The 5,853-nt window shown below is 62.1% G+C and carries 5 protein-coding genes and 1 tRNA gene; 4 read left to right on the top strand and 2 right to left on the bottom strand.

Annotated elements, in window-relative coordinates:
- Positions 1–168 precede the first annotated feature (168 nt).
- The 4 genes from DH10_RS35650 to DH10_RS35635 all read left to right on the top strand — a co-directional run bounded on the left by DH10_RS35650 (position 169) and on the right by DH10_RS35635 (position 3,864).
- Positions 169–1,869: a COG3904 family protein gene (locus tag DH10_RS35650; RefSeq protein WP_192385938.1), complete on the top strand. Its 1,701-nt coding sequence runs from the start codon at positions 169–171 to the stop codon at positions 1,867–1,869.
- A gap of 88 nt (positions 1,870–1,957) precedes the next feature.
- Positions 1,958–2,443, top strand: coding sequence for a group II truncated hemoglobin (locus tag DH10_RS35645; protein ID WP_192257290.1), 486 nt, complete (start codon positions 1,958–1,960; stop codon positions 2,441–2,443).
- A 176-nt stretch (positions 2,444–2,619) separates the two neighbouring features.
- Positions 2,620–2,695, top strand: a tRNA-Trp gene (locus DH10_RS35640).
- A 245-nt stretch (positions 2,696–2,940) separates the two neighbouring features.
- Positions 2,941–3,864, top strand: a complete 924-nt coding sequence (locus DH10_RS35635; RefSeq protein ID WP_246506654.1) for a LysR family transcriptional regulator — start codon at positions 2,941–2,943, stop codon at positions 3,862–3,864.
- 78 nt (positions 3,865–3,942) lie between these two features.
- On the opposite strand, the gene tnpC is transcribed toward DH10_RS35635, so the two are convergent.
- Together tnpC and tnpB are read right to left on the bottom strand one after the other, a co-directional pair.
- The gene (tnpC, locus tag DH10_RS35630) at positions 3,943–5,472 is read right to left on the bottom strand and encodes an IS66 family transposase (protein WP_425515397.1); all 1,530 of its coding nucleotides are present in this window, start codon (positions 5,470–5,472) and stop codon (positions 3,943–3,945) included.
- A gap of 48 nt (positions 5,473–5,520) precedes the next feature.
- On the bottom strand, positions 5,521–5,853 hold a 333-nt coding region (tnpB, locus tag DH10_RS35625; protein ID WP_246811695.1), incomplete at its 5' end, for an IS66 family insertion sequence element accessory protein TnpB.

The raw sequence follows: 5,853 nt of genomic DNA, 5'->3' as shown, positions 1-5,853 counted from the left end.
GTCGGTGCCGGCATCGTCGTCACCATCAAGGAATAATCGATCCGGCTCTGCCGGTTCGACAAGGAAGGGGCGGTCCTCGGGCCGCCCTTTTTTGTTGCCGGCTCTCAGCGGGCCAAGTATTGCGCCACGTCTTTCAAAGCTGTTGCAAGCGGCACCGCCGTAACTAGTATGGGTTGTACCCGTGGGGGCTTTGCAGGCTTGGTTCGCCGTTCAGACAGCATTCGGTGGTGGCGCGGGCTCTTCCGTCTGGGGTTGGCCGCTGTAATCGGCCTGGCCAGCTTCGTCGTGGAGGCCAAGGACGAGGCGCCCGATCTCGGCCCGACGATGCGCTTTGCCGTCGTGCGCAGCAGCGCGACGGGCTGCGAGCCCAATTGCCCGGAATGGATTTCGGCGGAAGGCATCATCGAGGCCGGCACGCCGGCGCTGTTCAGACGCCTGCTGAAGACGCTCGGTGGCCGGCAGCTGCCGATCGTCGTCAATTCTCCTGGCGGCAATGTCGACGCCGCACTCCAGCTTGGCCGCATGATCCGTAAGGCCAACCTCGATATCGCCGTCGGCACAACCGAGCTTGCCGGCTGCTCGCCCGAGATGAAGACCTGCCGGGACAATGACAGCAAGAACACGCCCCATGCCGGCGTCGCCTATGACAGCGGCACCATGTGCAACTCGGCCTGTCCGCTGATGTTTGCCGGCGGCGTCCGCCGCTTGGTCGGCGAGTGGGCCTTTCTTGGCGTCCACCAAATCACCACCACATATCATCGGGAAAAGCTGCTCTATCGCACCACCTACAAGATCGTGAACGGCAAGAAGAAGGTCCTCAGCACCAGGATCGTCAGCCGCAAGAACGCCGGCAGCTACAAGACCTATGAGATGAGCAAGGCGGTCGAGAAGCGGCTGACCGGCTATCTGAAGGAAATGGGTGTCGGGCAGGGCGTGCTGGACGTGATGAAGGCGACGCCCGCGAGCGACATAAGGCAGATCGAGCCCGACGACATGCTGGAGATGAAGCTCGTCACCAGCCTCGATTCGCTGGACCTGCTGACCGAAGCGACCATATGTCGGCGCGATCCGGTGCCAACGAACTGCCGCGAGATACCGGCCAATGGCAAGGCCAAGCCGGCCGAGGTGGCGATGGTCGCAACCGAGCCGACTCTCAGCCAGCCGACGGAGGCTGCGTCGTCGCCAAGGCAGGAACGGGAGATGCGCTTCGTCCTCGTTCGCGGCAGCAATCCGCTCTGCAATCCCGACTGCCCGGAATGGATTGCGGCCGAGGGGACGATTGTTGCAGCCACGCCCGACAGGCTGCGCGAGCTGCTCGACACGGTCGGCGGGCGCAGGCTGCCCGTCGTGGTCAACTCGCCGGGTGGCGACATACAGGGCGCGCTCGCCACCGGCCGGCTGATCCGCGAGCGCAGATTGGATGTCGCGGTCGCCCGGACGGATTTTCTCGATTGCGATCCGGGCGCGGCAGGGTGCGTCGCCAAGGACGGCTTCCATTCCGGCCTCACCGTCGAAGCCGGCGCCGAATGCGACGCGGCCTGCGCGGTGATGATAGCCGGCGGCGCCAGGCGTTTCGTCGGGGCCGATGCGCATTTCCTCGTGCATTCCATGGGCATGGAAGACAAGGTCAGGGCGTATCTCGAGGAGATGGCGATCGGCGCGGGTCTGTTCGTCGCTATGCAGTCGGCGCAGTTTGCGAAGCACAGGGAACTCAGCCAGGACGAATTGGCTGAGTTCGGGCTCACCACCGGCCGCCAGTCGGTGGACGCGCTGACGGGCGCCACCATCTGCAAATTGTCGCCAAAGCCCGGCAACTGCCGGGTTCTGCCGTCCGCCAACGCCGAGGCCGAGTCGCCGGCGAAGCTATAGCGGATGCGATAACTGGCCATGGAGGCAGGTTGAGCCGGATCCGATCTTGCAGCTATCCTTCTACGCTACCGATGAAAGAGGACCGGCAATGAGCGAGGACATCCCGACTTTGTTCGAATGGGCCGGCGGGGCGGAAACGCTCAACCGGCTGACGCGGACCTTCTACGACAAGGTGGCGCTGGATCCGCTCGTCGGTCCGGTGTTCAGGCACATGTCGCCGGATCATCCGGCCCATGTCGCCGCCTTCATCGGCGAGGTCTTCGGCGGACCTAAGACCTACAGCGAGAAGCATGGCGGCCACCGCGAGATGGTCATGCATCATCTCGGCAAGCATCTGAGCGAGGAGCAGCGGCGGCGCTGGATCAATCTGCTGGCCGACGCGGCGGACGAGGTTGGCCTACCCGACGACCCCGAATTCCGTTCCGCCTTCATGGGCTATGTCGAGTGGGGATCGCGGCTGGCGAAGATGAATTCCAATCTCGGCGAGACCTGCGATCCGGAGACCGAACCGATGCCCGCCTGGGGCTGGGGCGTGCCGGGCGGACCTTACAAGCCGCCGGCGGGGAAGTCGTAGCGAAAGATGCTTGGTTTCTGCAAATTCCTGAAAAGATGACGCCGCAAAGAGACGGCACGGTCGTTGCATCAAGGTGAGACGACCTTGCATGATGGCTGCGACCGCCACTTCCGGTCGACACGCCGCAAAAGGGCACTTGAGTTCTCATCGGCTTTGTGAAATAGCAGCGCCCGTATACGGGCATAGCTCAGTTGGTAGAGCGGCGGTCTCCAAAACCGCAGGTCGTAGGTTCGAGCCCTGCTGCCCGTGCCATTCCTTCAAGGGATCAGGCATCTGGCGATCATCTTGATCGCCGAGTTGCGCGAAATCAGCCTCACACATCTCTTGCACAAGCCGCGCGCATTGCCGCCCTTGATGTTATCCACGTCGATGGCTGACAGCACGTTTCTCAGCCCGAAGTAGTTTCGGCCCGGCTGGCACTGTCCATTGCGCACACTTGAGAATTCAATACGCTATGGCATATTCGAAACTGATTTATGGCATCTAAACATATAAATATGATGGATATCAAGGGAATCGACCTCAACCTCCTCGTATCGCTTGACGTATTGCTGAAAGAGCGAAATGTCACACATGCGGCCGCACGGCTTAATTTGAGCCAGCCAGCGCTATCCGCCCAACTCAGCCGGCTCCGACAAGCATTCGAGGATCCGCTTCTTATTCCTGCAGATAACGGACGCGGAATGGATCCGACAGCTCTAGCGCTCGAACTAGTCGAGCCTCTCCATGCCGCCCTTAAGGACCTGGAGGTTTTGGTCCGGCGTCGGCCTCGCTTCGACGCGCTAAATGATATCCGCGATTTTCGGATCGCAACGACAGACAATGGCGTCGTGGTAATCGGCTTGCCGCTGTTGCGGCGACTACAAACCGAGGCTGGCTCAGGGATTCGGCTGGCCTTTCGCCTGCTTGATAGCACTGGATCGACGGAACAGGTCGACCGAGACGAGATCGATCTCCTCATCGCACCTCCGAGCATGGTTCCATCGATGCTGAAAAGCCGTCGCCTTTATGACGAAACCTATTCGATGGTGCAGCGCAAATTCCATCCTCGAGGTGATCGACAGCCGGATCTCGATGCCTACTGTGCGTTGGATCATATTCTGGTTTCCCTGGATGGAGGCGGGTTCGAGGGGAGAGTCGATAAAGTTCTGGCTGAAACCGATCGTAGCCGGCGTGTCGTCTTATCTATGCCCAGTTTTACCCTAGTGCCGCCCGTGCTTCGCACCACGGATTATGTCTGCACAATGCCGACCCGGTTCGTCCGCACTCTCGACGATGACTGTGAATGCTTTGAGCTACCGTTTCTTGTTCCGGGTTTCGCAATGCATATGGCTTGGCACGCGCGGCATCACCACGACCCGGCCAATCTCTGGCTCCGCCAACAAGTGCTGGGAACGGCACAACGCGCTGAAGCACCGTAAGAGACCATTCGAAGCCATTGCGGAGAGCGGGCGATCTGCGGTTCTCGACGAAACGCTGGCGCATTGTAACCGCTGTTCTCAGGCCACGGCCTTGAGCGGCATAGGTCTGTAGGCCCAAGGCAGCAGATCGTCGATCTGGCTTTGTGGATGGCCGGCGACGATCCGGGCGATCACGTCAGCGAGATAGGTATGAGGCTCGACGCCGTTGAGCTTGCATGTCTCGATTAGCGAAGCGATCGTTGCCCAGTGCTCGGCGCCGCCGTCGGAGCCGGCGAAGAGCGCATTCTTGCGGTTCAGCGCAATGGGACGGATGGCGCGCTCGACGACGTTGGAGTCGATCTCGATCGTACCGTTGTCGAGGAATCGTGTCAGACCTTGCCAGCGCGAGAGTGCGTAGCGGATAGCTTCCGCCAGCTTGGTCTTCTGGCTGATTAGGGTGAGTTGCTGCCTAAGCCACGGCTCAAGGGCATTGATGACGGGACGGCTTCTCTCCTGGCGGACGGCGCGGCGTTCGTCGGCGGAGCGACCCCGGATCTCGCTCTCAATGCGGTAGAGTTGGGCGATGCGGGCGAGCGCCTCCGTCGCGATCGGCGCGGGGCCGGACTGCGCGAGCTCATAGAAGCGGCGACGCACGTGCGACCAGCAAAAGGCCAAACTCACGGCGTTGCGTTCGGCCAGCGCCTTGTAGCCCGCGTATCCGTCGACCTGCAGGGTTCCGACAAAGCCCTGAAGATGCCGGATCGGCTGTTCAGCCTTGCGGTCCGGAGCGTAGAGATAGGCGACGCCGGGTAGGTTCATTCCGCCCCAAGGTCGGTCATCTCGGGCATAGGCGAACAACTGCCCCGTTTTGGTCCGCCCCCGGCCCGGATCAAGCACAGGCGCAGTGGTCTCGTCCGCGAAGAGCTTGTCTGAAGCCTTCAGCCGCTCGAACAGCCGCTCATGCACAGGGCGAAGCAGGAAAGCTGCCTTGCCCACCCAGTCGGCGAGTGTCGAACGGTCGAGATTGATGCCCTGGCGGGCGTAGATCTGGGCCTGACGATATAGGGGAAGGTGGTCGGCATACTTCGACACCAGAACATGAGCCACCGTGGCCTCTGTAGGAATGCCGCCTTCGACGAGACGTGCCGGTGCTGGCGCCTGCACAACCACCTCTTCGCAGGCCCGACAGGCATACTTCGCTCGACGGGTGACAATCACCCGGAACTGGGCGGGCACGATGTCGAGACGCTCGGAGACGTCCTCGCCCATAACATGCAGCTGGCCTTGACAGCACGGGCAGATCTTGTCGGCGATGTCGATTACCTGCTCGACGCGCGGCAGATGGGCGGGCAACGAGCCGCGGTTGGCGCGACGCCTACGAGCCCTGGCATCACGCATTGAGGGGTCCGCGGCTTCCGCGCTGGCGAAGCCCTCCGCCTCTACCTGCTCGGCTTCCTCCAGGCCCAGAAGAAGCTGGTCCTCAGGCAAGCTCTCCGCCCTTCGCCCGAAGCGATAGCGCTGCAACTCCTTGATGATTTGGCGGAGCCTCTCATTCTCCGCACGCGCGGCCAGAAGCATCGCCTGAAGCGCATGAGGATCGTCGGGTAGGGCAGCGGCCGCGTCGGTCACGAAGCGGATTCAAGCATGGATTCCAGTGATTTGGCAATAATGCGATGGTCAGCTCGCCGTCGTTGGAACACGCATCTCGCGCGTCTCGTGCACCCGCCGCCAGTCGAGGCCTTCCAGGAGTGCCTGCAACTGTGCCGCTGTCAGTCGCACGACACCATCGGTAATGCCCGGCCAGCAGAACTTGCCATCCTCCAGCCGCTTGGCGAACAAGCATACGCCCGTGCCGTCGAAGTAGACGAGCTTGATGCGGTCGGCGCGCTTGGCCCGGAACACGTAGACCGCGCCCGAGAACGGATCCGCGCCCATCGCCTCGCGCACGAGCGCTGCCAGACCTTCCGCTCCCTTGCGGAAATCGACCGGCTTCGTCGCCACCATGACCTT

The sequence above is a fragment of the Mesorhizobium silamurunense genome (genome assembly GCF_014843825.1).
In the GTDB taxonomy this organism is placed as follows: Bacteria; Pseudomonadota; Alphaproteobacteria; order Rhizobiales; family Rhizobiaceae; genus Mesorhizobium; species Mesorhizobium silamurunense.
The sequence above is the reverse complement of the archived record's forward strand: the minus strand, read 5'-3'. Positions and strand labels throughout refer to the sequence as shown.